Below are 21,620 nucleotides of genomic sequence, written 5' to 3'. Positions count from 1 at the left end.
TACCTCAGTTACCCCAACTCCATTGCTGGTTCGGCCCGCCCTGGTAAGACCATTGTCCTACTCTGGACCCCGAGGTTGTACCGAAGGCATCCACTGCGATGTTGTTGTCGTGGCGGTTGCGGAGCGTGCTTCCCACCCAGTCAAAGCGCAGGTTGTTGCTGTCCACGCAATCCCAGATCACGATCTCCCCGCCGTTGAAGGCCTGGCCGCGATTGTCCAGGCACTTGTTGCTGCCGACCGCGCTGCGCAGGTAGCCGTTGGCGGCGTCATACCACCATTTTTGCGCGTTGGTGCCGTTGCAACTCCACAATTGTACCTTGGTGCCGTTGGCGGTGTTGCTGCCGCTGACATCCAGGCACAGGCCGCTGCGGCCATCGGTCAAGGACTTGTACACCGGGGTGGTAGGCAGGGCAACGGTGCCGGGAATGATCCAGCTGCCTTCTACGGCCATATCATTGTGGTTCAGCCAGACGTGGGTGACGCCGGCCTTGGCCGCTTTCAGTAATTCATTGTGCTGGCTGTTGGTGGGAACATCGAAGATGTAGTTGTTGCCGATGGCTGCACAAGCCGCCGCGCCGCCGTTCCAGGCGCCGGTCTGGCGGGTGACGGTCCAGTTGCCGGTGCCGGGCTGGTGACAGGCATAGGCATAGGTGTTGGTACAGGCGGCATCATCCCAGCGGCCGTTGCCCCATTGCACGGCGCAGTCCTGGTTGTTGTAGTTGTTGGGCTCGCCCACGTCCCAGCTCCACACAGCGGCGGCCAGACGTCCGTCACTGTTGGTGAACTGGTCCAGATTGACGATGTTGCCGCCGGTCTTGAAGGCCTGGGTGACATCGGCGGCGCTGATGCGGTCCACGCCGCCGTTGAACAGGCCGTTGATGTAACCGATGGTGGTGCCGTCTTCCCAGATGCGGCCGATATTGCCCAGCCCGGTATGCGCCAGCGCCGCCATGCCGTTGTTGCCCGAGCAGCCGCCATCCTTCCACAGCACCACCTGTTTGCCCGCCTGACGGACCTGCAGCTTGGTCAGCGAATCGGGAATGTCCTTGCAGCCGCCGCTGGCGTAAATCTTGCCGCCCAGCTTGTCGTTAAGGATGTTCAGCAATTCCTGATGATGGCCGTCCGTATGGTCTTCCACGTAGAGGATGATGACTTCGTTGGCGTTTTCCGGACGGTCCAGCCAGTTGCGCACTTCCTGCATGCCGTCGCGCACAAAACGGTCGGTGAGGCTGCATCCCAGATGCCAGCTGCCCATGCTGGCGCCAATGCCGGAGTGGCACAGCAGCAGGTCATTGCCCCATTGCCAAGGCCAGCCGTGCGCCTGCGCCGTCCAGTGCGCATCCAGTTCAATGAACCGCGCGCCCAGGCGCAATTGGTCGTAGATGGAGAATTTCTGCTGCGGGTCCAGATAGCTGTCGGCGTCGCGATAGACTTCGGAGTTATAGCTGTTGTGGGTGCCGATAATATTGTTGTCCTTCATCGGCGCTGCGCGGTCCAGCACCCGTTGCATGGACAGCGCCTGGCCCACCCAGCTGTTGTTGAAGTCGGTAATGGCGTCGGCCATGGCGGCGTTGGCCAGCCCCAGTCCCAGCAGTGCGGCCGGCCAGATTTTTGTTGTCATGAAGAAGCCCTCAAGCGTCAGGTGAAAATGGGTGTCAGTTCACATTCGGTATGGGGCGTAGATTACGGCATGCTCAAATTACAGACAGAACCCGGGCGGACAGAAAACGGGATATCTCCGGCCAACCGACAGACGGCGTAGAAGTTTGCGGGATGAAGGGGAGAAACCGGACTCCGCCTCCAGCGTTGGCAGCCCCAGCAAGGTAACAACTCTTTTCCCGCATCTTGAACCCGTCACAATCCCGGTGCATCATCCCCCAGATGATCAACCACCCGCCCAAGGGCCATTACAACAAGACGATGCCTGTCATCGCATCCAGCCCGTTCCCACCGGACCAGCCGCGCACCGGGAGGCAACATGGATAAATCGCGATACTCGATCTTCAAATACCGCCACCGCCAATCGGTCAGCTTCACCCCCGGCCAGCAACGGCGCATCATCATCGGGCTGCTGGTTGCCGGGCTGGTTTTCCTGTATCTGAGCGCCCCGGCGGGAGTGGTGTGCGGCCTCATCCTGCTGGTTTACCTGATCCGCATCTGGCCGACCGCGAACCAGCTGCTGCTGGGGCCGCGTTACCTGATCTGCGGCAACCGGGTACTCTACTACGCCAATATCTCGCAACTGGGCCTGTCCGCACCGGGACGACTGGAAATCCGGGAAGAGGGTGAAATGCCCTTGATCCTGTCGCAGGACGACTTCCCCACCAACGCCCGCAAGCCGGACAAGATTGCCCGCAACAAGCAGGCCAAGTTCGACAAGGTGAAGCTGCGCATCCTGGAAAAAGTGGTGGCCGCCAATCCCGCTGTAGAACTGGTCGGGCTGAGGTCGTCCGAGATTACGCGCCCAACCGGGGCGGGGACACGGTCATGAAAATTCCCGTTGCTCCCCCGGAGTTCACCCGTAACATCCACCTGCTGTATGCGCCCACCCTGTGCTGCAACCTCAGTTGCCGTTACTGCTATCTGGGTGAACAAACCACCACCGCCGCCCTGAAAAAGGACGCGGGCCGCGCCGTGGAAACCTTGCGCGTAGCGCTGGACGCCCTGCGCCAGTCCGGAGTGCTGGCGTTCAACGTCTCCCTGCACGGCGGCGAGGTCACCACCTTGCCGCCGGTGGTGCTGGAGGCGTTGTTCACCACCATTCGCCGCCATTACCTGACGCATTTTGATGACATTTCGGCGCTGGGTCATCGCAAGACCGCACCGCACATCAAGACCAATCTCTACAAGTTCGCCAGCCTTTACGATCTGCTGGACCGGCACAAGGTATCAGTCAGCGCCAGCATCGACCTGCCTCTGGCCATGCATGCGCAGTACCGCACCACCCGCAGCGGTGGCGATTGGCTGCAACGGACGCTGGACAACATCCGCCTGCTGGGGCGATACCCGCACGGCAAGAAAATCTCCGCCACGATCTGCCAGGAACACCTGCAGGACATCCCCGCCTTGATCCGCGACATCTGGTTTATCCATCGTGAACTGGGTTTTGACATGAACCAGTTCAACCTGATGTTTGCGTTTGCCTCCGAACTGAACGATGCCGACCGGGGCGACGCTGTGCTGACGCCCGCCACCCGCGACGATCAGTTAGCCCTGTACGAAGCCCTCAAGGCTGAGTTCAGCGGCACCGAGCTGGAGGAAGGCCTGCGCCGCAACTGGTTCGACGAATTCACGCCCAGCTACTGCACCAACGCCTATAACTGCGGCGAACGTTTTTACCTGCTGCAAAGCGATGGTGCGGTGTATTCCTGCGTGCGCGGGCAGGGCATTGAGGAATTCCGGTACGGCAATATCTTTCAGGACAGCATCGAGGATATTCTCGATAACGGCGCGCGCAAAATCCGCCAGATCCATCAAACCCATGGCATGGACAGTGATTGCAGCGGCTGCGGGCATTTGTCGCTGTGCCACAGCGGCTGCCCCGTCGTCAAACACCAGACCCGCCAGGGCAAGTCCTACACCTGTGACCTGCAAAAGGCGATGTACGCCGACAACCCGAAGTCTTTCCCGGCCGATGAGCCTGACGACCAGCAGGCCTTCGCCCGCCTCTACACACGCGACATGCATCCCGCCTTGGTGGTGCAGGAGCCGGAAGCGCCGCCCCGGGCCCTGTTGCTGCCGAACGATCTGAATCCGGAGCAGCATGCCTTGCAGGCGTTGATTGACGACGACCCGTTGTTGCAGGCCTTGTACAGCGATCAAGCTTTTACGTTGCAGGTGAACGAGGAAGTGATTCCGTTGCAGTCGCAGTTATTGAAGACACAATCGGTGTGGCATACCCTGACTGAAGGGGACAGGGTAGTGGTGCATCTCCCGCGCAGCCTGTGGCGGCAGAATTGTGACGAGCCCGTGCGCAACACGCTCTATCTGCAACTGCTGCGTGACACGCCGGTGGTTTATGGCGATGAGCAACGCAGCAAGCAGGCCCATGTCTTCACCTGGCAGCTGTACAGCGATTTTCTGGAAAGCAGCGATTTGCTGGGGCCGGATTATGTGATGGCGGATTTATCCGGTTTGCTGGCCCTGCATGCCAGACATTACCAAAAGGGGGTGCTGAACAACCTGTTTTTCACCACCGGCTACTTGCGGGACTATCATTATCAGAAGCAGAAAAACAACGCTTTCTACCATATCCAGGCCATCAATCTGCCGTTCCAGAATCTGGAGTTCTTTTATCTGCCGCGTTCCGGAGCCTTGTCATGAATCCCGGTGAAACTGAAAAGATTGCTTATACCGTGGAGTGCTTCCTGAACGCCACGCGCATGCCGGATGGTCCGGAGCGGGTAAAGCACGAAGCGTGGCTGGTGAACTGGTTTCTGGCGCAATCCGGGCGCAAGGTTTACGCCATTTTCCGCAAGGGTCAGGTTTCCTGCCATACGCCGGGCGGGGGCGTGGCCACCAGTTTCCGTTTGGTCGGGGCAAAGGAGGTGCGCTTGTTGTGGTGCGATGGCCGGAAAATTTCGGCGCTGGATGAAGCGGCGTACAGTCGTAATGGCAGTCTGGTGCGTCTGGGATCGGCGGGATTGTTGCTGACTCTGCCCGGGGAGTCCGGGGCCTCCCGGGAGCAGAAGCGCCAGAACAACAATAACAATAATAACAACAATAATAACAATAACAACGGCTAAGCAGGATTCGGGAGGGTTGTTCAGGCCCTGCCGTCATTCCCGCGCCGGCGGGAATCCACCGACGTCAAACACCTTTGTGTCCAACGGCCCGTGGATTCCCGGTCAAGCCGGGAATGACGTTCTGGATAAACAGGCTGAGCCTGTTACTTGGGGCCACCGGCTTCGTAGGAGACTTCCACCCGACGGTTCTCGGCCCATGCTGCTTCGTCATGCTCGTCGCTGACCGGCTTTTCCTTGCCATAGCTGACGGTGTCCAGTTGCGCGGGGCGCACGCCATTGACTCCCAGGAAAGCTTCTACGGACTTGGCGCGACGCTCACCCAGCGCCATGTTGTATTCGCGGGTGCCGCGCTCATCCGCATGACCGGCCAGCAGTACGCGGGCGTTGGGGTTTTCCTGCAGGTAACGGGCATGCGTCAACAGGGTGGGGTAGTCGTCCTGACGAATTTCGGAACTGTCAAACTCGAAGTGGACGATGCGGTCCGACAACGAGGCGGCGGCAGAGGTTGAGCCGCTGGTGTCGTCGGCGCCATTTGCGCCACCCTTGACGCCGGAGCCTGAAACACCTTGTCCGTTAACACCATTGGCGCCAGCGCCGTTATTGCCGGCAGAGCTACCGTTATCGTCGCCCATGCCTTGGCTGTTGAGGCCGCCATCACCGTTCAGGGCGCCGGTCTTGGCCTCATCGGCTCCGGATGGGTTGGCATCTGCGGGGGTCGTGGCGTCGGCAGTGGGTTGGTCGCCGGCAACCGGCTTCTTCGGGCTGCTGGCGCAACCGGCGGTCAGGGCGACCGCCAGGCACAGGCTGAGGGCGGTGAGGGTGTGATTCGGCAATTTCATAACATTCTCTCGTTCAGCAGTGGGTCGCTCAGGGCGACCAGGCGGGTTCTCTCACCTGCCCGTCGGTGGCGGGCAGGCTCATCTTGAATTGGCCATCCAGCGACATGATGCCCAGCACCCCCTGTTTGCCCTGACGGCTGGCATAAACCACCATCTGGCCGTTGGGGGAGAAACTGGGTGACTCATCCAGCGGGGTGTCGGTCAGGGTATTCAGCACACCGGTTTCCAGATCCTGCACGGCTATCTGGAATGTCTGCCCGCGTTCGCGGTGCACCATGGCCAGATAGCGGCCGTCCGGGCTCAGTGCGCCCCGGGCATTGAAGTTGCCGTCGTAGGTCAGGCGGCGCACTTCACGGCTGCCCACGTCCAGCCGGTAAATCTGCGGCGAACCGCCCCGGTCGGAGGTAAAGATCAGCGATTGGCCGTCCGGAGACCATCGGGCTTCGGTATCAATGGCGTTATCCTGCGTAAGCCGTGTCAGTTTTTTGTCAGCCAGCGTCAGCAGGTAGATTTCCGGATTGCCTTCGTGGGACAGGGTCAGCGCCAGCTTGCTGCCGTCCGGCGACCAGGCCGGTGCGCCGTTAAGCCCCTTGAAGCGGGCCACCACTTCGCGTTGCTGGGTGGCTAGCGTCTGCACAATCACGGCCGGCTTGCGGCTTTCAAAGGATACGTAGGTGATTTTCTGGCCGTCCGGCGACCAGGACGGTGACAGCAGCGGTTCCGGTGAGTCGAGCACGGTTTGCGGGCGGTGACCGTCGGCGTCGGCAATCTCAAGGCGGTAACGGGTTTGGCCGTCGCGCTTGTATTGCAATACGTAGGCGATGCGGGTGCTGAACGCGCCGGGCTTGCCGGTCAGCTGGCGGAAGATGCGGTCGCTGATGAAGTGTGCGGCATCGCGCCATTTGGCGACCGGGATGTTGGTCAGCGTTTCGCCAAGGATGCGTTTTTGCTGGTCGCTGCTGAGCAGTTCAAACTGGATGGTGTACTGGTCGCCGCCTTGGGGAACAACTTTGCCGACCACAATATGGTTTAATTTCGCGGCTTGCCAAACAGGATAGCTGATTTCGGAACTGCTGGTTGGTTTGGCAGGCAGATTTGATGCTGGTTGGAAAAGTCCTGTTTGAGTCAAATCACTACTGATAATACCAGACAAGCTATTGCTTTGCAGGTCGTTTCCGAAAGGAACAACTGCAATCGGGGTGCTATTATTTCCTGATTTACGAACTTCAAGCATCAACTCGCAATTGCCAGCGGTTGCCAAAGATATTAGAACGAGCAGTAAGCCAACACGCAACATAGCTATCAATCCTTCTTGATGATAGTAATGGAAAACTGTTTGAAAACCTCACGGAACAACTTCGCGTCAGAGGGAACCGGTAGCGGGCTAGCGGCAAGGATAGCGGCTCTGGCGCTGGTATCAAACGCAGCATTTCCACTGGATTTGGTAATGAGTACGTTTTCTACTTCGCCACCTGGCAAGACTATGATTCTAGCGATGCAATATTGCCCTGTTTCCGTCTGTGGCGGAACACTCCAGCGAGCATAAATTCGCTGCTCAGCCAAGCGTTGGTACTTTTCCGTCATTGCCTTGTTTGCCTGAGATTGTTTCAGGATGGCTTGTCGCTGATCCTCCGCCTGCTGCTCTGCCGCCAACCGGTCCGCTTCGGCGCGGGCATTGGCTTCGGCCTGTTTCTTCAGGCGATCCTTCTCCTGCGTCTTCAACTGGTTCTGCACCGACTGCATTTCCTGATCCAGTTCGTTCAGGTTTGACAGCGGTTGCAGCTTCTTTGGCGGAACCGGGTCGGGCTTTTTAACCGGCTTTTCCTGCGCAACGGGCTTCTTGTCCTCAGGCTTTTTCTCCGGGGACTTTTCGGATTTGGACTTGTCCTTTGCCTTTTCAGGTACTTTTTCCGGTTTTTTGTCCGGAGTCTTGTCGTCTGGCTTGGCCTTGGGCTTCTTCTCGTCCTTCTTCGGCTCGTCCTTAAGCTTTTCCTTCACGGGTGCAGGCTCCGCCTTGGCTTTGGCAGGTTTCTTTTCCGGAACTTTTTTCTCCGGTTCCTTCACCGGCTTTTGATCCTTCGACTTCTCCGGCTCCGGTTTCTTGGCGGCAACTTTCTTGTCGGCCTTTTCGGATTTGGGCAACGGGGAATCCTTGACCTGTTTCGGCTTGGGTTCGGTCTTGGGCTTCTTTTCCGGGACTGGTTTTTCCAGAGCGGGCTTTTTAGGTTCGACGGTTTTCTTGACCGGTTTCGGCTTGGGTTCCGGCTTCGGTTCAACCGGACTTTCTACGGGTTTGGGAGCCGGAGTCTCATCAACCACCGGTTTTACGGGTTCTGCGACCGGTGGCGGGACAATCACCGGTTTTGCTACGGCAGGCTGGGATGCGGACGGAAGCGTCCCCACCAGTTGCGCCTTTATTGGCGCGGCAGGAGGAGGCAGATCGGGCACCAAATGGCGGGAAAACACGAACAGCGCCAGCAGCAGGCTGCCATGCAGCAGCACGGATTGCGTCAGGGGTTTGCGGAGCAGGGTACGCCAGTCGGGCTTCATGATTCCGGCGAGACAGTCAGCAGGCCGACCCGGGTCAGTCCGGCTTGTTGCAGGGCCGCCATGAGTTTCACGACCCGGCCGTAATCCACATGGGTATCGCCGTTCAGCAGTATCTGGGCCTTGGGCTGGGATTGCTCAACAGCTTTCAGCGCCTGGATCATGTCGTCCAGTTTCAGGCGCTTGTCCTTGCCACTGCCTTGCTTCAACCAGTAGCTGCCATCAGCCTTGATGGTGATCACCACCGGGTCTTCACTGTCAATGTTGATGGTATCGGCGGCGGCCTCCGGCAATTCAACCTTCAGGCCTTGGGTGAGCATGGGCGCGGTGATCATGAAAATCACCACCAGCACCAGCATCACGTCGATGTAAGGCACGACATTCATGTCCGACATCAGGCGGCGCGCCGGACGATGGAAGGGGCTTTGCTCCATCATGTGTGGCTTTCCCGATGCAGGATGCCGGAGAACTCGTCGGCAAAGATGGAGTACTGGTTATTGATGTCGTCGCTGCTGGAAATGAAGTGGTTGTAGGCCAGTACGGCCGGAATGGCGGCAAACAGGCCGATGGCGGTGGCGATGAGCGCCTCGGCGATGCCGGGAGCCACCACCGACAGGGTGGCATGTTCCACGCTGGCCAGGCCGATGAACGAGGTCATGATGCCCCATACCGTACCGAACAGGCCGACATAAGGGGCGCTGGAGCCGACACTGGCCAGAATCGACAAATCGCTTTCCAGCCGTTTTTGTTCCTGCATCAGGGTCACACGCATGGCGCGGGTGACACCCTGCATCACGCCCTCGGCGCTCAGCCCTTTTTGACGCAGTCGCACAAACTCCTTGAATCCGGCATGGAATACGGCTTCGGAGCCCTGGCGGTCGGCATTTTGCTGGCTTTTCTGGTACAGCGCGCCCAGATCACTGCCGGACCAGAACTGTTCCTCGAAGGCGGCCTGCAGCTTGCGCGCCTGGGAGTGTACGCGACGGTAACGGATGATCAGCGCCCAGGAGTACACGGAAGCGGCGGCCAGCGACAGCATCACCAGTTGCACGGGAATGCTGGCATGGGCGACAAGGCCGAGGATGGAGAGGGATTCTTTGACAGCCATGGGTTCAGTCCGGTAACAGATCGGTCAGGCGCTCGGGCAGGGCGCGGGGTTTCAGGGTGTTTTTGTCGACACAGGCAATGGCAATGTCGCCCTCACAGCAGATTTCGCCATCCCGCAGAATGGTCTGGTGGAAATCCAGCGAGGCGCGGCCGCGTTTCATGATGACTGCGGTGGCTTCCAGCTGGTCGTCCATGCGCGCCGGGCGACGGTAGCGGATGTTAGCCGAGCGCACCACGAACAGGTAGTCCGCATGGTGTAAATAATGCCCGAAACCGATGTGCCGCAGGAACTCGGTGCGCGCCCGTTCCATGAATTTCAGGTAATTGACGTAATAGACGATCCCGGCGGCATCGGTGTCTTCGATATAGACCCGAACCGGCAGGCTGAAGCGGCTCAAGACGCCACCCCGCCCAGCTGCTGCCGTAACGATTCCGGCATGGTGAGGCCGAATTGCCCCCAAGCTTGAGGCGTAGCGATGCGTCCACGGGCCGTGCGCATGACGAAACCCTGCTGGATCAGGTAAGGCTCGACCACATCTTCCAGCGTGCCGCCGTCTTCCGCCAGCGCTGCCGCCAGTGACTCAACCCCGGCCGGGCCGCCGCCGAATTTTTCCATCAGTGTCAACAGGTAGCGGCGGTCCAGTCCGTCCAGGCCGATACGGTCCACGTCCAGCATGTCCAGGGCCGCTGCAGCTACCGGGCCGGTAATGATGCCGTCGGCTTTGACTTCGGCATAATCGCGCACTCGGCGCAGCAGGCGGTTGGCAATCCGGGGCGTACCGCGGGCGCGACGGGCAATTTCAACCGCACCTTCCGGCTGCATCGGTACATTCAGCAGGCTGGCCGAACGGGTGACGATATGGGTGAGGTCGGCAACATTGTAGAATTCCAGCCGCTGCACAATACCAAAGCGGTCGCGGAGCGGGGAGGTCAGCAGACCGGCGCGGGTGGTGGCCGCCACCAGCGTGAAAGGGGGAAGCTCCAGCTTGATGGAGCGGGCGGCGGGGCCTTCACCAATCATGATGTCAAGTTGGTAGTCTTCCATGGCCGGGTAAAGGATTTCTTCAATGACCGGCGACAGACGGTGAATTTCGTCAATGAACAGCACGTCGCCGGCTTCCAGATTGGTCAGCAGCGCCGCCAGATCACCGGCCTTTTCCAGTACCGGGCCGCTGGTGGACTTCATTTCGCCGCCCATTTCCCGGGCAATAATATTGGCCAGCGTGGTCTTGCCTAGGCCGGGTGGTCCGAAGATCAGGGTATGGTCGAGCGCTTCGCCGCGGCTGCGGGCGGCGTGAATGAAAATCTCCATCTGCTCGCGCACTTTCGGCTGGCCGATATAGTCGGCCAGACTGGTGGGGCGGATGGCGCGATCAAAGATTTCTTCCTGACGCTGGGCTTGGGGCGCAATCAGTCGGTCCATCATGAGGGGGAAAAGTCCGGATCGGTAAAGGCGCTACTTTACCATCGCTTTCAATGCGGCGCGTATCAGGTCTGCCGTGTTTTCGTGTTGATTTTTGACGTTGGCGATGGCTCGTTGCGCCTCGGCGGGCTTGTAGCCCAGCGCCATCAGCGCCTGTTCGGCTTCGGCCACCGGCGAAAGGTCAACAGAGAGGGTGAGGCGGGTTTGCGGCACGGTATTGGTGACTGGTGAAAGCTCCTTGATACGGTCACGTAATTCAATCAGCAGGCGTTCGGCGGTCTTCTTGCCGACACCCGGAATACGGGTCAGGTTGGCGATGTCTTCGCGTTCAATGCATTGCAGGAACATCGCCGGTTCCATGCCGGAAAGCAGGCTCAGCGCCAGTTTCGGGCCGACACCGGTGACCTTCAGCAGCAGGCGGAACAGCAGGCGCTCTTCCTTGCCGGAAAAGGCGAACAGCAGATGGGCGTCTTCACGCACCACCAGATGCGTCCAGACGGTGGCGGGTTGCCCGAGGCGCAACTGGCAATAGGCAGGCAGGGGAAGTTCCACTTCATAGCCGACGCCGTGACAATCAATCAGGGCATGCGGGGCGCTCAGGTCGACAACAGTTCCGTGCAGCCGACCTATCACAGACAACCCTCCAGCACCTTACGGCTGATTTCCAGGGTAACGTCACGCTTTTCGCCCAAGGCGGTCATGTTGTGCGCTTCCAGGTGCTTGAGCACATTTTCAACAGCATCCTGCCCCAGGTTATAAGCGGACAGCTTGGTGGGAACACCCATGGATTCAAAGAACTTGCTGGTGCGCGCCAGGGCATAGCGGATGCGCTGGTCATCTTCGCCTTCCGTCAATCCCCAGACGCGCTCGGCGAACTGCACCAGTTTTTCCTTCTTGGCGTCCTTGCGGACTTTCAGCATGGAGGGCAGCACCACGGCCAGCGTGCGGGCATGGTCAATACCGTAGAGGGCGGTCAGTTCATGGCCGATCATGTGCGTGGCCCAGTCATGGGGAACACCGGAGCCAATCAGGCCGTTAAGCGCCAGCGAGGCGGTCCACATCAGGTTGGCGCGCACATCATAATCACGCGACGAGGCCAGGGCCTTGGGGCCTTGGTCAATCAGCGTCAGCAGCAGGCCTTCGGCAAAACGATCCTGTACCGGGGAGTTCACCGGGTAGGTCAGGTATTGTTCGGTAACGTGCACAAAAGCATCAACAACCCCGTTACCGATCTGGCGGGCATCCAGTGTAAAGGTCTTGGTGGGGTCGAGGATAGCGAAGACCGGGTACAGTCGTTCGCCCATCAGCGTGTGCTTGGTTTGCGTGGCCTGGTGGGTAATGACCGCACCGTTGTTGGTTTCCGATCCCGTGGCCGCCAAAGTCAGCACCACACCGATCGGCAGGGCATTCATGATGCGCATGCGGCGGGTAAGGATGTCCAGCGGGTCACCGTCGTAGGTGGCGGCTGTCGCCACAAACTTGGCGCCATCAATGACAGAGCCGCCGCCGACAGCCAGCAGGAAATCGACCTTCTCGGCGCGAACCAGTTCCACCGCCTTGATCAGTGTTTCGTAGGAGGGATTGGCTTCAATGCCGCCGAACTCAAACACTTCATGACCGACCAAAGCATCCAGCACTTCATCCAGTGTGCCGTTACGGCGGGCGCTGTCGCCGCCATAGAGAATCAGGATGCGTGCATCGTGGGGAATGCGCTTGGGCAATTCGGCAATCCGGTCATCGCCGAAAATGACACGTGTAGGATTGTAGAAGTCAAAATTGAGCATGACAGCCTTCATTAAAAATGGGTATAGGTTGAAGGGACGCAACGGGCATCATAGCTTCATATAACACATTTGGAAACATTTCAACTCAGGAATTACTTTAGGAAATGTGACTAACGTCTCGATCTGCCGCCACGAATCGCTGCAGCGCCGATTTTCAGCAAGGCCTGCGAGGTAAAGGCGTGGCACAGGGCTGCGGCGAGGGCGTCGGCGGCATCCGCTTGCGGAATGACCGGGATATTCAGCAAGCGGGTCACCATGGCTTGCACTTGCTCCTTTTCCGCAGAGCCCACCCCCACTACGGCCTGCTTGATCTGCCGGGCGGAATACTCGGAAACCGCGACATCATGCATCATCAGCACGGTCACTGCCGCGCCGCGCGCCTGTCCCAGTTTCAAGGCCGAGTCCGGATTTCGGGCCAGGAAAACCTGTTCCACCGACGCTTCGGTCGGCTGGTAAAAGTCGATGACCCGTTTCAGTCCTTCATAGATGCGTTTGAGGCGCAGGGGCATTTCTTCAGTTTCGGTGCGGATGGTGCCGGCGTCGATGAACTCGCATTTGCTGCCGGTCTTGCGGATGATGCCGTAGCCGGTAAGACGGGAGCCGGGGTCGATGCCAATGATGATGGTCATGAATGCAGTCAGAAGGAGAAGAGCGGCTATCTTAACCCAACGGACCGGTCAGACCAGTCCTGTTTGGCTTCAAGCCGCCACCGCTTTGCCTGAGTGGCGGAAAAGCGGGCGTACTGAACTCCGTCAGGAGCCGGTGGCGAGTTTTGGAAAGCGCAGCACAATCAGGTTGGAAGAGGAGGGGAGGCCGGGTGTCTTCACATTGTCCCAGTCCTGGCCGCAGTCCTGACAGGTAAAGGCGGTGAGGCCAACCCGTACCAGACGCACTTCCTTCTTGTCCGAATCACAGCGCGGACAACAGTCGGAGAACTTCTCCGGGCAGTAGTTGTTGGGGCAAAGAACATGTTCCGGATCGTTGCCGATCTGGCGCATGAAGAAGCTGCAATGGGGGCACGCACGCGTTGTTATAATCATGTCTGTTTCACCGGAAAGTCTGGATGAGCGTGACTGTCGGGGCAGTATAGGGAAGAATTCCGGCAGAGTCTTTTTCGAATTCATGACAAAAAACCTGAAGACCGACAAGTCCTTGAACCATCGTGAATTTCCCCCTGTCGCGACTTTGTAACCAATTGTCCCGGTCCCAAAATCACCTAAATGTGTCAATTTGTTTCAGTGTGGAATCTATATAAATTAGGGGCTTACCGTCAATAGCTAAGATGCGACATCAAATTTGTGTCGTACATGAGCGTGGTATTGGTGGCAAAGCCAGTCATGGCAAGGGCTGGGTGAATTCTGAAACAAATTTTAATGAATTCCAGAAGTGACATTAAGTGAGTTTGACGGGATTTTGACGGCCACCAACCGTTGGTCATCCGACGAACGGCAGGTTTTGTGCCAAGAAAAAGCCCGGCGCAGGGCCGGGCTTGGACGGGGCAGGGTTGACGTTATTCGATCGCTAAAAGCACCTGACCGTCCTGCACCAGATCCCCGGCGCTGACCCTAACTTCCGACAGTACACAGTCATCCTTGGCGGTGATGCGGTGTTCCATCTTCATTGCTTCCATCACCACCAGCGCCTCGCCTTTCTTCACCGTCTGACCGGCGGATACCAGCACGGCGGTGATGCGGCCGGTCATCGGCGCGCGGTAGCCCGCATGACCGTCATCCGCGCCCTTGGCATGCTTCCACGGCTCCACCAGGCTGCATTGCCACAGAAAGCCCTCGTGGGTCAGTTGCAGCCCGTGGTGGTCGATGGTGACGTTGAAAGCGACCCGGCTGCTGTCGTCCTGCCACACAAACTGTTCCTCGAAATCCGAGAAGCTGAAGCGGCCTTCCTGTTCATCCTGACGCCAGTGGAAACCGTCGGCGGTCGGGGTCAGGTCCAGCTCGCAAACTTCATCGTTGAGGTTGAGGCGCAGATGCGTGTGGTTGTCGCCACACAGCCGCCAGCTGGCCAGCCCGGCCCAGGGCGAGGCGTCGCCGCGCTGGGCGGTGGCGGATTGCTGCTGCGTGAAGAACCAGGCCGCCGCCGTCAGCAGTGCCGCGTGGTGATGCGGGCTCTGCCGGTTCAGCAGGTCGTCGTGGCGCTGGATCAGGAAAGCGGTATCCAGCTGACCGGCGATGAAGTCCGGATGCGACAGCACCCGTTGCAGATAGCTGAGGTTGTGGCGCAGGCCGCTGACGCGCATCCCGGCCAGCGTCTGCACCAGCCGGGTGATGGCCAGCTCGCGGGTTTCGCCCCAAGCGATGACCTTGGCCAGCATCGGGTCGTAATACGGAGAAATCTCGTCGCCGCTCTGGAAGCCGGTATCGACGCGTTGCCAATCCGCGCCCTGCGGATAGCTGAAGCGGGTGAGGCGGCCGATCTGCGGCAGAAAGTCGTGCGCCGGGTCTTCGGCGTAGAGACGCACTTCCACGGCGCAACCATTCGGTTTCAGCTCGTCCTGGGTGAAGGGCAGCGGCTCGCCACTGGCGATGCGCAGCTGCCATTCCACCAGATCCAGACCGCTGATCATTTCCGTGACCGGATGCTCTACTTGAAGGCGGGTGTTCATCTCCATGAAATAGAAGGCGTTGTTGGCGACGAGGAACTCGATGGTCCCGGCGTTGCTGTAGCCAATGGCCTTGGCGGCCTGCACGGCAGCTTCGCCCATGGCGCGGCGCAGTTCCGGCGACAAGTCCGGAGCCGGAGCCTCCTCCACCACCTTCTGGTGACGGCGCTGCAGCGAGCAGTCACGGTCGAAGAGGTAGACACAGTTGCCGTGCTTGTCCGCCAGCACCTGCACTTCCACATGGCGCGGCTTCACCAGCAGCTTTTCCACCAGCAGGCGGCTGTCGCCGAAACTGCTCAGGCCTTCGCGCTGTGCACCCAGGATCGCTTCCTTCAGTTCTTCCGGCGCATGTACCGCGCGCATGCCCTTGCCGCCGCCACCGGCCGAGGCCTTCAGCAGCACCGGCAAGCCGATTTCCAGCGACTTGGCGACCAGCGTCGCTTCATCCTGCGCTTCGCCGTGATAACCGGGAATCAGCGGCACGCCTGCCTGCTGCATCAGCGACTTGGCCTGCGACTTGCCACCCATGGCGGCAATGGCGCTGGCCGACGGGCCGATGAAGGTCAGCCCGGCATCCGCTACGGCGGCGGCAAAACCGCTGTTCTCGGACAGGAAGCCGTAACCGGGGTGAATGGCGTCCGCGCCGCATTGCTTGGCGACTTCGATGATCTTGTCGGCGCGCAGGTAGCTTTCACGGGTCGGGGCGGGGCCGATGCAATAAGCCTCGTCCGCCATTTGCACGTGACGGGCGCGGGCGTCCGCCGTGGAGTACACCGCCACCGTGCGCACTCCCAGCTTGCGGGCGGTGCGGATGACGCGACAGGCAATTTCGCCGCGATTGGCGATCAGCAGTTTCTTGATCATGGTGTCGGAATCCAGTTGGCGGGGCGCTTGTCGAGGAAGGCTTTCAATCCTTCCTGGCCTTCGGGGCCGGCGCGCAGGGTGGCGATCAGGTTGGTGGTGTAGTCGCGCAGTTCGGGAGTGCTGGCCTCGGCCACACGGTGAATCAATTTCTTGCAGGCGGCGAGTGCCACCGGGCCGTTGGCGAGCAGCGCGTTGACCAGCTTGCCGGCTTCGTCATCCAGCACTTCCGGGGCCACCACCTGCTGTACCAGGCCGGTCTGGCAGGCGGTGTCGGCGCTGAAGCGCTCGGCGGTCAGGAAATAACGCTGCGCCTGACGTGCACCCATCGCGGCGATGACATAGGGGCTGATCACGGCGGGCGCGAGGCCCAGTTTCACTTCCGACAGGCAGAAGCTGGCGCTGGTGCTGGCAATGGCGATGTCGCAGCAACTGACCAGCCCGACGCCGCCGCCAAAGGCGGGGCCTTGTACCACGACTACGGTCGGGGCGGGGAAGCGGTAGATACGCTCCATCAGCTCGGCCAGACCCTGCGAGTCCCGCAGGTTGTCATCGAAGTCGTATTGGGCGACGCGCTTCATCCAGTTCAGGTCGGCCCCGGCGGAGAAACTCTTGCCGTTGGAGCGCAGCACCAGCACCCGCACGGCGGGGTTGGCGGCGTAGTGGGTCAACACGCGGTTCAGTTCGGCGATCAGTGTGTCATCGAAGGCGTTGTGCAGTTGCGGGCGGTCGAGGCACAGGGTGGCGACGCCGCGCAGATCTAAGTCATGTTGGAGCATGTCGTCACCTCACATCCGGAACACGCCAAACTTCGTGTCTTCAATCGGCGCATTCAACGACGCCGAAATCGCCAGTCCCAGCACATCACGGGTTTGCGCCGGGTCGATCACACCGTCATCCCACAAGCGCGCGCTGGCGTAGTAGGGGTGAGATTCCCGGGCATATTTCTCCACATAAGGCTGACGGAACTCTGCTTCCTGTTCCGGTGTCCAGTGCACGCCACGCTTGGCCATGGCGGCCTTTTTCACATCGGTCAGCACCCCGGCGGCCTGTTCACCGCCCATCACTGCGATGCGCGCATTCGGCCACATGAACATGAAGCGCGGGCTGTAGGCGCGGCCACACATGCCATAGTTTCCGGCGCCGTAGGAACCGCCAATCACCACCGTGAACTTCGGCACCTTGGCGCAGGCCACGGCCATCACCATCTTCGCGCCGTTCTTGGCAATGCCGCCTTCTTCATACTTCTTGCCGACCATGAAGCCGGTAATGTTCTGCAGGAACACCAGCGGAATACCGCGCTGGCTGCACAATTCAATAAAATGAGCGCCTTTCATGGCGGATTCGCTGAACAAGACACCATTATTGGCGACGATGCCCACCGGATAGCCCCACAGGTGTGCAAAGCCGCAGACCAGCGTCGGGCCGTACAGCGGCTTGAACTCGTCAAAGGCGGAGTCGTCCACCAGCCGGGCAATGATCTCGCGCACATCAAAGGGCTGGCGCGGGTCCTTGGGAATAATGCCGTACAGTTCTTCCGCCGAAAAACGCGGAGCCAGCGGCGCGCGCATGGCTAATTGTTCCGGCTTGCGACGGTTCAGGTGCGAAATGGCGGCGCGGGCTAGGGCTAGGGCGTGTTCGTCATTATCAGCCAGCTGGTCGGTAACCCCGGAAATGCGCGAATGCAACTCACCGCCGCCCAGATCTTCGGCACTGACGATTTCCCCGGTCGCGGCCTTCACCAGGGGAGGACCGGCCAGGAAAATGGTGCCCTGATTCTTGACGATGATCGCTTCGTCCGCCATCGCCGGTACATACGCGCCGCCAGCGGTGCAGGAACCCATCACCACGGCGATTTGTGGAATGTTCTGCGCCGACAGGTTGGCCTGATTGAAGAAGATTCGCCCGAAATGCTGCTCGTCCGGAAACACTTCATCCTGACGGGGCAGGTTCGCGCCGCCGGAATCCACGAGGTAGATGCAGGGCAGGTGGTTTTCTTCAGCAATCTTCTGTGCACGCAGGTGCTTCTTCACCGTCAGCGGATAATAGGAGCCGCCCTTCACCGTCGCATCGTTGGCGGCAATGATGCACTCGATGCCGGCCACTCGGCCAATCCCTGCCACCAGCCCGGCGGCAGGAACGTCTTCATCGCCATACACCTCGAAAGCGGCCAGCGGCGACAGTTCCAGAAACGGCGAACCGGGATCAAGCAGGGTGTTGATACGTTCGCGGGCAGTCAGCTTGCCGCGCGCCTTGTGGCGCTTCACGGCCTCGTCACCGCCGCCTTGGGCGATGTAGGCAAGCTTGGCTTTCAGGTCGTCCACCAGCGCGCGCAGGGCGGCGGCGTTTTCCTGAAAACCGGGGCTGTGGGGGTTCAGCTGGGTGGAAAGGATGGGCATGGCGGGGTACCTAAACTGAAATTCGCAATGTTCGGGAGTTCCCTCTCCCCTTGTGGGAGAGGGTTAGGGAGAGGGGTACGGCGGTGAATCCGGAACTGACGGTGTGTATGGACAACTTTCCGCACCCCTCTCCCCGGCCCTCTCCCACAGGGGGAGAGGGGGAAAAGCTTCAGGCCGTTTCCTTGAACAATTCCCGTCCAATCAGCATACGCCGGATTTCCGAGGTGCCCGCGCCGATTTCATAGAGCTTGGCGTCGCGCAGCAGGCGGCCGGTGGCGCAGTCGTTCATGTAGCCGTTGCCTCCCAGGATCTGGATGGCGTCCAGCGCACATTGCGTGGCGTTCTCGGCAGTATAAAGGATGACGGCGGCGGCGTCCTTGCGGGCAGTCTCGCCACGGTCGCAGGCTTGCGCTACGGCGTACAGGTAGGCGCGGGAGGCATTGAGCTTGGTGTACATGTCCGCCACCTTGCCCTGGATCAGCTGGAACTCGCCGATGGCCTGACCGAATTGCTTGCGCTCGTGGATGTAGGGCACCACGATGTCCATGCAAGCCTGCATCACGCCGATGGGGCCGCCGGACAGCACCACTCGCTCGTAATCCAGTCCGCTCATCAGCACCTTCACGCCGCCGTTCAGACGACCAAGGATGTTTTCTTCCGGCACTAACACATCATTGAACACCAACTCGCAGGTGTTCGAACCGCGCATGCCCAGTTTGTCCAGCTTCGGCGAACGGCTGAAACCCTTCCAGTCACGTTCGACAATGAAGGCGGTCATGCCGTGCGGACCGGCGGTGAGGTCGGTCTTGGCATAGATGACATAGGTACTGGCATCGGGACCGTTGGTGATCCACATCTTGGTGCCATTCAGCACATAGCCGCCGTCCACCTTGTCGGCGCGCAGCTTCATGCTAACAACGTCGGAACCGGCGCCGGCTTCAGACATGGCCAGCGCGCCTACGTGTTCGCCACTGACCAGTTTCGGCAGGTATTTGGCGCGCTGTTCGTCGGTGCCGTTGCGATAGATCTGATTGATGCACAGGTTGGAATGCGCACCGTAAGACAGGCCGACGGAAGCGGAAGCGCGGGAGATTTCCTCCAGGGCGACCACATGCGCCAGATAACCCATGTTCACGCCGCCTAACTCTTCGGGCACGGTCATGCCGTGCAGACCCAGATCACCCATTTTCTTCCACAGGTCCATGGGGAACTGGTTGCTGGAGTCGATCTCCGCCGCACGCGGGGCGATTTCCGCCTGGGCGAACTGGCGAACGGTGTCACGCAGCTGATTGAGGGTGTCGTCAAAACCGAAATTCATGCCTGTGTACATGGTCTGTTTCCTGTGTTCCGGAGGGGGCGATTTGCATGCACCGGATCATACCAAGCAAATGCTTGCTTTGCTAGACGGATTGCGCCACGCTGCTAAAGCACCGGCATTCATAAGACTATTGCCAAATCTGCATCAAAGGTCATAATCCATCCCTTCCTTTGGCTGTTTTACAGGGCATCTCCATGAGCGGAAAAACCGCGATTTTGATAGGAGCCACAGGACTGGTAGGGAAACAGGTTCTGGAAAAACTGCTGGCGTTGCCGATGTATGAGAAGGTGATTGCGGTGAGCCGCAAGCCGGTTACGCCGCATCCGAAGTTGCAAAACCTGATTGTGGATTTTGACAAACTGGCCGATTCACTGGTCAACCTGCATGCGGATGAGGCTTTTTGCTGCCTGGGCACCACGCTGAAGCAGGCCGGGAGCAAGGCGGAGTTTCACAAGGTGGATTTCGGCTATAACCTGGAATTTGCCCATGCCATGCGCCAGAACGGCTGCACGCATTTTCTGCTGGTGTCGGCGCTGGGAGCGTTCCCCAAGTCGCTGGTGTTTTACAGCCGGGTGAAGGGTTTGCTGGAGAAGGACATTACGACGCTGGAGTTCCCGCGCCTCAGCATTTTCCGGCCGTCGCTGCTGCTGGGTGAGCGTGGCGAAACCCGTTTGGCTGAGAACTTGTTGGCGACTTTCTTCCCCGTGGTCGGGCTGTTTTTGCGCGGGCCGTTGCGCGCCATCCAGCCGATTCGCGGTGAGCAGGTGGCTTCGGCGATGGTGGCGGTGGCCAATCTGCCCGAGCCGGAAGTGAATCCTTCCGTGTATTTTTACGATGATATGCTGGCGGCGTTGGCTGCCTTTTCCTGACTGGAGTTGGTCATGGTTGATTACGTTACCCCCGATCTGTGCGATGCCTATCCTGATGTGCGTGTGATTTCGCCGATGTTCCGCAATTATGGCGGTCGGAAGTCCTTTGGCGGTCAGGTGGTGACCGTGAAGTGTTTTGAGGACAATTCGCGGGTGAAGGAGCTGCTGGCGACGCCGGGCAAGGGCAAGGTGCTGGTGGTGGATGGCGGCGGGTCGTTGCGCTGTGCGCTGTTGGGGGATTTGATTGGCGCCAGTGCGGTGAAGCATGAGTGGGAAGGGGTGATTGTTTACGGGTGCGTGCGGGATGTGGATGCGCTGGCGCAGCTGGACCTGGGGGTTCAGGCGATCAATTCGATGCCGATGAAGAGTAATCGGCGGGGGATTGGGGAGACGGGGATTCGTCTGTCGTTTGGCGGGGTGATTATTGAGGATGGGGAGTATATTTACGCGGATAATAATGGGGTGATTGTGGCGGATAAGGCGTTGGAGATGCCGGCGGGGGAATGATTTTGTGGGTCGGGCTTCAGCCCGACTACATCTTTCGTTCGAAGGGTTTTGTTTTTTGCCCTATTTTAGCTGATTTTCAGGTTAGTCAATCATGATTCCGAAATCGCACTTGATTGATGCGGTGATAGTTATTGTATTTATTGGAATCCTTTCTGTTCTTATAATGAGTCCAACTATAACGCAGACTTTTGGATATGCGCGATTTGGTGAAATGATATCGGATTTTAAGAGCAGGCCAGTATTAAGTGGCGTTATTTATACGAAAGGAAAAGTGACGACTACTACGACAGCAGCCCGTATGGAACATTTATTTTCTTATGGTATGAGTCGCGAAACGATTAAGCAATGGTATTACAAGGAGTTTCTGGCGAGAGGGTGGCAGCTTAAAACAAGAACGGAGAGTGCTATGATATTTTGTAAAGAAAAAATAGGCATAACTATTTATATTGGAAATGGTAAAGGACGAGAGATCTACTGGTGGTATGGCCACACTCCTGACTGTCGTCCAATATACGGGCTCGAATAGGAATCTCGAGCCTTGTAGGCTTATGGATTGACAGATGAGGCCAACATACGCACCCTGCACAAACACACTGTTGGGTTA

Annotated in this window: 22 protein-coding genes; 6 read left to right on the top strand and 16 right to left on the bottom strand. The window is 59.2% G+C overall.

Annotated features, from left to right (window positions below; genetic code table 11):
• Positions 1–4: 4 nt before the first annotated feature.
• Positions 5–1,621, bottom strand: coding sequence for a ricin-type beta-trefoil lectin domain protein (locus Q7T36_RS02315; RefSeq protein ID WP_304843552.1), 1,617 nt, complete (start codon positions 1,619–1,621; stop codon positions 5–7).
• Positions 1,622–1,978: 357 nt separating this feature from the next.
• Between Q7T36_RS02315 and Q7T36_RS02310 the strand changes: the two genes are divergently transcribed.
• The 3 genes from Q7T36_RS02310 to Q7T36_RS02300 are packed head-to-tail and all read left to right on the top strand — an operon-like array spanning position 1,979 to position 4,745.
• Positions 1,979–2,491 carry a hypothetical protein gene (locus Q7T36_RS02310; RefSeq protein WP_304843550.1) on the top strand — a complete coding sequence of 171 codons (513 nt, stop codon included), beginning with the start codon at positions 1,979–1,981 and terminating at the stop codon, positions 2,489–2,491.
• Positions 2,488–4,323, top strand: a complete 1,836-nt coding sequence (locus tag Q7T36_RS02305) for a radical SAM protein (RefSeq protein WP_304843548.1) — start codon at positions 2,488–2,490, stop codon at positions 4,321–4,323. The genes Q7T36_RS02310 and Q7T36_RS02305 overlap by 4 nt, the downstream gene beginning before the upstream one ends.
• Positions 4,320–4,745: a hypothetical protein gene (locus Q7T36_RS02300; protein WP_304843546.1), complete on the top strand. Its 426-nt coding sequence runs from the start codon at positions 4,320–4,322 to the stop codon at positions 4,743–4,745. The genes Q7T36_RS02305 and Q7T36_RS02300 overlap by 4 nt, the downstream gene beginning before the upstream one ends.
• Before the next feature lie 143 nt (positions 4,746–4,888).
• Here Q7T36_RS02300 and pal read toward each other — a convergent pair whose 3' ends face one another.
• From pal to Q7T36_RS02225, 15 genes are all read right to left on the bottom strand, one after another.
• Positions 4,889–5,584 carry a peptidoglycan-associated lipoprotein Pal gene (pal, locus tag Q7T36_RS17955; RefSeq protein WP_370690028.1) on the bottom strand — a complete coding sequence of 232 codons (696 nt, stop codon included), beginning with the start codon at positions 5,582–5,584 and terminating at the stop codon, positions 4,889–4,891.
• 28 nt (positions 5,585–5,612) lie between these two features.
• Positions 5,613–6,881 carry a Tol-Pal system beta propeller repeat protein TolB gene (gene tolB / locus Q7T36_RS02290; RefSeq protein ID WP_304843544.1) on the bottom strand — a complete coding sequence of 423 codons (1,269 nt, stop codon included), beginning with the start codon at positions 6,879–6,881 and terminating at the stop codon, positions 5,613–5,615.
• A 5-nt stretch (positions 6,882–6,886) separates the two neighbouring features.
• Positions 6,887–8,134, bottom strand: a complete 1,248-nt coding sequence (tolA, locus tag Q7T36_RS02285) for a cell envelope integrity protein TolA (RefSeq protein ID WP_304843542.1) — start codon at positions 8,132–8,134, stop codon at positions 6,887–6,889.
• Complete coding sequence (tolR, locus tag Q7T36_RS02280; RefSeq protein ID WP_304843540.1) at positions 8,131–8,568, bottom strand: protein TolR; 438 nt, start codon at positions 8,566–8,568, stop codon at positions 8,131–8,133. Before tolR ends, tolA begins: the two co-directional genes overlap by 4 nt.
• Positions 8,565–9,239, bottom strand: a complete 675-nt coding sequence (gene tolQ, locus Q7T36_RS02275; protein ID WP_304843538.1) for a protein TolQ — start codon at positions 9,237–9,239, stop codon at positions 8,565–8,567. Before tolQ ends, tolR begins: the two co-directional genes overlap by 4 nt.
• A 4-nt stretch (positions 9,240–9,243) precedes the next feature.
• Positions 9,244–9,636 carry a tol-pal system-associated acyl-CoA thioesterase gene (gene ybgC, locus Q7T36_RS02270; RefSeq protein WP_304843536.1) on the bottom strand — a complete coding sequence of 131 codons (393 nt, stop codon included), beginning with the start codon at positions 9,634–9,636 and terminating at the stop codon, positions 9,244–9,246.
• Entirely contained in the window at positions 9,633–10,664 is a 1,032-nt protein-coding gene (gene ruvB, locus Q7T36_RS02265) for a Holliday junction branch migration DNA helicase RuvB (RefSeq protein WP_304843533.1), read from the bottom strand. Before ruvB ends, ybgC begins: the two co-directional genes overlap by 4 nt.
• Positions 10,665–10,694: 30 nt before the next feature.
• Positions 10,695–11,294, bottom strand: coding sequence for a Holliday junction branch migration protein RuvA (gene ruvA, locus Q7T36_RS02260; RefSeq protein ID WP_304843531.1), 600 nt, complete (start codon positions 11,292–11,294; stop codon positions 10,695–10,697).
• The gene (locus Q7T36_RS02255) at positions 11,291–12,445 is read right to left on the bottom strand and encodes an iron-containing alcohol dehydrogenase (RefSeq protein WP_304843529.1); all 1,155 of its coding nucleotides are present in this window, start codon (positions 12,443–12,445) and stop codon (positions 11,291–11,293) included. The genes ruvA and Q7T36_RS02255 overlap by 4 nt, the downstream gene beginning before the upstream one ends.
• Positions 12,446–12,555: 110 nt before the next feature.
• Positions 12,556–13,074: a crossover junction endodeoxyribonuclease RuvC gene (gene ruvC / locus Q7T36_RS02250; protein WP_304843527.1), complete on the bottom strand. Its 519-nt coding sequence runs from the start codon at positions 13,072–13,074 to the stop codon at positions 12,556–12,558.
• Between the two features lie 123 nt (positions 13,075–13,197).
• Positions 13,198–13,485, bottom strand: coding sequence for a hypothetical protein (locus tag Q7T36_RS02245; protein WP_304843525.1), 288 nt, complete (start codon positions 13,483–13,485; stop codon positions 13,198–13,200).
• Between the two features lie 470 nt (positions 13,486–13,955).
• On the bottom strand, positions 13,956–15,926 hold the full coding sequence (locus tag Q7T36_RS02240) for an acetyl/propionyl/methylcrotonyl-CoA carboxylase subunit alpha (protein WP_304843523.1): 1,971 nt from the start codon (positions 15,924–15,926) through the stop codon (positions 13,956–13,958).
• Positions 15,923–16,702, bottom strand: coding sequence for an enoyl-CoA hydratase-related protein (locus tag Q7T36_RS02235; RefSeq protein WP_304843521.1), 780 nt, complete (start codon positions 16,700–16,702; stop codon positions 15,923–15,925). Before Q7T36_RS02235 ends, Q7T36_RS02240 begins: the two co-directional genes overlap by 4 nt.
• Positions 16,703–16,711: 9 nt before the next feature.
• A complete protein-coding gene (locus Q7T36_RS02230) occupies positions 16,712–18,322 on the bottom strand; it encodes a carboxyl transferase domain-containing protein (RefSeq protein ID WP_304843519.1) in 1,611 nt (536 codons plus the stop codon).
• Between the two features lie 169 nt (positions 18,323–18,491).
• A complete protein-coding gene (locus tag Q7T36_RS02225; protein WP_304843517.1) occupies positions 18,492–19,652 on the bottom strand; it encodes an isovaleryl-CoA dehydrogenase in 1,161 nt (386 codons plus the stop codon).
• Between the two features lie 182 nt (positions 19,653–19,834).
• Here Q7T36_RS02225 and Q7T36_RS02220 point away from each other — a divergent pair, with 182 nt between their 5' ends.
• The 3 genes from Q7T36_RS02220 (at position 19,835) to Q7T36_RS02210 (ending at position 21,542) form a co-directional block, all read left to right on the top strand.
• Positions 19,835–20,509 (top strand): NAD-dependent epimerase/dehydratase family protein, encoded by a 675-nt coding sequence (locus Q7T36_RS02220; RefSeq protein WP_304843515.1) that lies wholly within the window; start codon positions 19,835–19,837, stop codon positions 20,507–20,509.
• A gap of 6 nt (positions 20,510–20,515) precedes the next feature.
• Positions 20,516–21,016: a ribonuclease E activity regulator RraA gene (gene rraA, locus Q7T36_RS02215; RefSeq protein ID WP_304843513.1), complete on the top strand. Its 501-nt coding sequence runs from the start codon at positions 20,516–20,518 to the stop codon at positions 21,014–21,016.
• 91 nt (positions 21,017–21,107) lie between these two features.
• A complete protein-coding gene (locus Q7T36_RS02210) occupies positions 21,108–21,542 on the top strand; it encodes a hypothetical protein (RefSeq protein ID WP_304843511.1) in 435 nt (144 codons plus the stop codon).
• Positions 21,543–21,620: the final 78 nt, after the last annotated feature.

It is taken from the genome of Fluviicoccus sp. (assembly GCF_030646115.1).
In the GTDB taxonomy this organism is placed as follows: Bacteria; Pseudomonadota; Gammaproteobacteria; order Pseudomonadales; family Moraxellaceae; genus Fluviicoccus.
Note: the sequence above shows the minus strand (reverse complement) of the source record. Positions and strands in the feature narration are given on the sequence as shown.

What these genes read in the sequence shown, in the direction of transcription:
- Q7T36_RS02315 (WP_304843552.1), bottom strand. Translation starts at nt 1,621, where the DNA reads ATGACAACAAAAATCTGGCCGGCCGCACTGCTGGGACTGGGGCTGGCC.
- Q7T36_RS02310 (WP_304843550.1), top strand. Translation starts at nt 1,979, where the DNA reads ATGGATAAATCGCGATACTCGATCTTCAAATACCGCCACCGCCAATCG.
- Q7T36_RS02305 (WP_304843548.1), top strand. Translation starts at nt 2,488, where the DNA reads ATGAAAATTCCCGTTGCTCCCCCGGAGTTCACCCGTAACATCCACCTG.
- Q7T36_RS02300 (WP_304843546.1), top strand. Translation starts at nt 4,320, where the DNA reads ATGAATCCCGGTGAAACTGAAAAGATTGCTTATACCGTGGAGTGCTTC.
- pal (WP_370690028.1), bottom strand. Translation starts at nt 5,584, where the DNA reads ATGAAATTGCCGAATCACACCCTCACCGCCCTCAGCCTGTGCCTGGCG.
- tolB (WP_304843544.1), bottom strand. Translation starts at nt 6,881, where the DNA reads ATGTTGCGTGTTGGCTTACTGCTCGTTCTAATATCTTTGGCAACCGCT.
- tolA (WP_304843542.1), bottom strand. Translation starts at nt 8,134, where the DNA reads ATGAAGCCCGACTGGCGTACCCTGCTCCGCAAACCCCTGACGCAATCC.
- tolR (WP_304843540.1), bottom strand. Translation starts at nt 8,568, where the DNA reads ATGATGGAGCAAAGCCCCTTCCATCGTCCGGCGCGCCGCCTGATGTCG.
- tolQ (WP_304843538.1), bottom strand. Translation starts at nt 9,239, where the DNA reads ATGGCTGTCAAAGAATCCCTCTCCATCCTCGGCCTTGTCGCCCATGCC.
- ruvB (WP_304843533.1), bottom strand. Translation starts at nt 10,664, where the DNA reads ATGATGGACCGACTGATTGCGCCCCAAGCCCAGCGTCAGGAAGAAATC.
- Q7T36_RS02255 (WP_304843529.1), bottom strand. Translation starts at nt 12,445, where the DNA reads ATGCTCAATTTTGACTTCTACAATCCTACACGTGTCATTTTCGGCGAT.
- ruvC (WP_304843527.1), bottom strand. Translation starts at nt 13,074, where the DNA reads ATGACCATCATCATTGGCATCGACCCCGGCTCCCGTCTTACCGGCTAC.
- Q7T36_RS02245 (WP_304843525.1), bottom strand. Translation starts at nt 13,485, where the DNA reads ATGATTATAACAACGCGTGCGTGCCCCCATTGCAGCTTCTTCATGCGC.
- Q7T36_RS02240 (WP_304843523.1), bottom strand. Translation starts at nt 15,926, where the DNA reads ATGATCAAGAAACTGCTGATCGCCAATCGCGGCGAAATTGCCTGTCGC.
- Q7T36_RS02235 (WP_304843521.1), bottom strand. Translation starts at nt 16,702, where the DNA reads ATGCTCCAACATGACTTAGATCTGCGCGGCGTCGCCACCCTGTGCCTC.
- Q7T36_RS02230 (WP_304843519.1), bottom strand. Translation starts at nt 18,322, where the DNA reads ATGCCCATCCTTTCCACCCAGCTGAACCCCCACAGCCCCGGTTTTCAG.
- Q7T36_RS02225 (WP_304843517.1), bottom strand. Translation starts at nt 19,652, where the DNA reads ATGTACACAGGCATGAATTTCGGTTTTGACGACACCCTCAATCAGCTG.
- Q7T36_RS02220 (WP_304843515.1), top strand. Translation starts at nt 19,835, where the DNA reads ATGAGCGGAAAAACCGCGATTTTGATAGGAGCCACAGGACTGGTAGGG.
- Q7T36_RS02210 (WP_304843511.1), top strand. Translation starts at nt 21,108, where the DNA reads ATGATTCCGAAATCGCACTTGATTGATGCGGTGATAGTTATTGTATTT.